This is a genomic window from Robiginitalea sp. (genome assembly GCF_049588695.1).
Lineage (GTDB): Bacteria > Bacteroidota > Bacteroidia > Flavobacteriales > Flavobacteriaceae > Robiginitalea.
This window is the reverse complement of sequence record NZ_JBAVZJ010000258.1, coordinates 1-2,663: the sequence shown is the minus strand read 5'-3', so window position 1 is coordinate 2,663 and position 2,663 is coordinate 1. Positions and strand designations below refer to the sequence as shown.

Below are 2,663 nucleotides of genomic sequence, written 5' to 3'. Positions count from 1 at the left end.
ATATTAAAGGAAACGCTTCGTATGGTTTTGTGATCCTGAAGGAAATAGGGGAGGGGCGTAACCGCGAGAATCTGAGCAAGGAGATCAACCAGCAAATAACCGAACAAATCGGGCCCATTGCCAAACTCGACAAAATCCAGTTTGTTTCGGGACTCCCCAAAACCAGAAGCGGTAAGATTATGCGGCGTATCCTGAGAAAAATTGCCTCCAAAGACACTTCCAACCTCGGGGATATAAGTACGCTGTTAAACCCCGAAGTGGTCGAGGAGATTATGGAAAATGCCCTTTAGGACCGGGATTACTTTTCAATCCCCCATCGGCGGTAGGCGGACCTCAAAAATTCCCCGTAAATCTCTTTGTGGATGGCGAATTGCTCGTCGGTCAGGATTTCGCGAAGGTCGGCATCCTGTTTTTTCAGGTATTCGTTTAAACGCTTCTTGAACTCAGCCTGGGGGAGGTCCTGGTCCTTATCGTCCAGACGGGAAATTTTGGCTACATAGTACATCAGAATACCGTTGTACTCGGACGCTATCTCTTCGGAGAGCCCCATCCGCTGGATTTCTTCATGGTACCAGAGTTGCAGGTTATCACGTTCTTCAGCCGTAAAAATTTTGACTTTCATGTCCACTTTACTCCCCTGCTGGGCAGAGGCCGTAAGGGTACAGGCCAGCCAAAATAGCGTTAAAAAAATACGTTTCATAAAATTAGGGTGTTACCTAATGTGATAACGCACAACCCGATTCTCTGGTACATGCAGGCAGTAGAAAATTAAATCTTTCACTAATTTACAACCTTTAGTTTAGGTCTCATCTGAGCGTTAATTGTATATTTGCCGCTCTAATTGCGGTCGCGTAGCTCAGCTGGATAGAGCATCCCGCCCTAGCGGGACGGTCGCAGGTTGGAGTGAGAGAAGGAAATTTAAGGTCGCGTAGCTCAGCTGGATAGAGCATCTGCCTTCTAAGCAGACGGTCCCAGGTTCGAATCCTGGCGCGATCACCAGTAATTACAGAGCCTCAGAACGTTTTGTGTTCTGGGGCCTCTTTTTTTGCAAACAATTTGCAAACACCCTAAAATTTAACATTATTTCACCCGGATTGGCTGATTTTATTGGGATTTCGATCGCTTCGTATTCTATTCATTTCAGGGTCGGATGCTAACCCCAAATCTTACCAGTACTTACCTGCTTGCGGGGCTTCACAATCACTATTTCTTCATTTTTAATTGAAATCTGAACTGATTATCAGTTAGTTATAAGCTATTTAGTGGAAAAACACAATATTCAAACAAAACACAAACCTCACAAACCTTTGAAAACAAGCGGATTATAAAAATGTAACCTGCGCCAGCCGGTTACCCTCTTGCTTATCCGCTTACTGCTCCCAGAAGGCCTATTTTGAAAATTTGGAGTTCGGACAGATCCGGATAGATCCAGACATCTCCTGCAATGCAATTGCATGGTAATCGGTTAACTTTTATGAGTTTCCATATCAAAACGTGTTAGAAAAGAGCATTACCCTTAAGCATCTTTTAATTGGGCAGGAGCGCTGTATCGGCCTTCAATTTAGAGCAGATCGTGTGCTTATCGCCCTGGTCGATCGATTGCCGAATGTGGCCTGGTCTGATGAATACAGTATGTATTTCCTACCCAATAATCGGAATAACGTCTCCTTGATCTTTAAAACTTTTAAGGGTATCGCCTGGGTAAATGGGAATTACTTTTTTGGTTCCAGGCCCGTCCCAACCAAAAATACCTCACAAATCTTTAAACAGGTTGAGCATCCTGAATATAAAAAGTACCCACGTATCTGTCCCCAGGAATATTTGGACAAACTTGAACTAAAGCAATATGCCAAAAACACGGCGAGGGTATATATAAACTGTTTTGAGGCGTTTATGCGCTTTTTCCTCGGGGTTCCATTAGAACAAATCGATGAGAACGATATCCGGGATTATTTGCTTTATTTATCACGTTCCAACAAGTCTACGTCCTATATCAATCAGGCCGTTAATAGCATTAAGTTTTATTATGAGGTTGTACTCGGTATGCCCAATAGATTTTACAGTATTGAGCGCCCGAGAAAGCGCAAGAAGTTGCCTGAAATACTATCTGTGAGGGATGTTCAGGACCTTCTTGCCCAGGTGGGCAATCTCAAACATCGATGTATTGTAGGGTTGCTATATTCTTCCGGATTACGTCGGGCTGAGTTGTTGGCCTTGAAACCCACAGACCTTGATTTTAACCGAATGATGGTGCGGATAGGGCAGGGGAAGGGCAATAAAGACCGTTATTCAATTCTAAGTAAAACACTCATCCCTGTGCTAACCGAATACCTGCACCGCTATAACCCGGATCAATACTTGTTTGAAGGCCCAAAAGGAGGAGCGTATTCGGCTAGCAGCGTTTTAAAGATTGTAAGTCGGGCAGCCAAACGGGCTGGGATTCGCAAGCGCGTAACCCCCCACATGCTTCGACATAGCTTTGCCACCCACCTATTGGAAAAGGGGGTCGATCTACGCAGAATCCAGGTGCTTTTGGGACATAACTCCAGTAAGACTACCGAGATTTATACGCATGTGGCTCAAAATTCCTTCAAAGGAATTGACGATTTGCTATCTTAGGCCTATAAGCGATATATAGTGCATAATGCACTTTACACATACGT

The 2,663-nt window shown here is 44.3% G+C and carries 3 protein-coding genes and 1 tRNA gene; 3 read left to right on the top strand and 1 reads right to left on the bottom strand.

The features are described 5' to 3' along the window. Positions 1-290 (top strand): AMP-binding enzyme (locus tag WBV75_RS06235; RefSeq protein WP_424119778.1); only part of this gene is annotated, 290 nt, incomplete at its 5' end. Positions 291-298: 8 nt separating this feature from the next. Here WBV75_RS06235 and WBV75_RS06230 read toward each other — a convergent pair. Further along, entirely contained in the window at positions 299-700 is a 402-nt protein-coding gene (locus tag WBV75_RS06230) for a hypothetical protein (RefSeq protein WP_424119777.1), read from the bottom strand. A gap of 222 nt (positions 701-922) precedes the next feature. Between WBV75_RS06230 and WBV75_RS06225 the strand changes: the two genes are divergently transcribed. Both WBV75_RS06225 and xerA read left to right on the top strand, forming a co-directional pair. Further along, positions 923-999, top strand: a tRNA-Arg gene (locus tag WBV75_RS06225). A gap of 495 nt (positions 1,000-1,494) precedes the next feature. Beyond that, on the top strand, positions 1,495-2,619 hold the full coding sequence (gene xerA, locus WBV75_RS06220) for a site-specific tyrosine recombinase/integron integrase (protein ID WP_424119776.1): 1,125 nt from the start codon (positions 1,495-1,497) through the stop codon (positions 2,617-2,619). Positions 2,620-2,663 lie beyond the last annotated feature (44 nt).

Coding starts and splice junctions, on each gene's coding strand:
- WBV75_RS06230 (WP_424119777.1), bottom strand. CDS start 700: ATGAAACGTATTTTTTTAACGCTATTTTGGCTGGCCTGTACCCTTACG.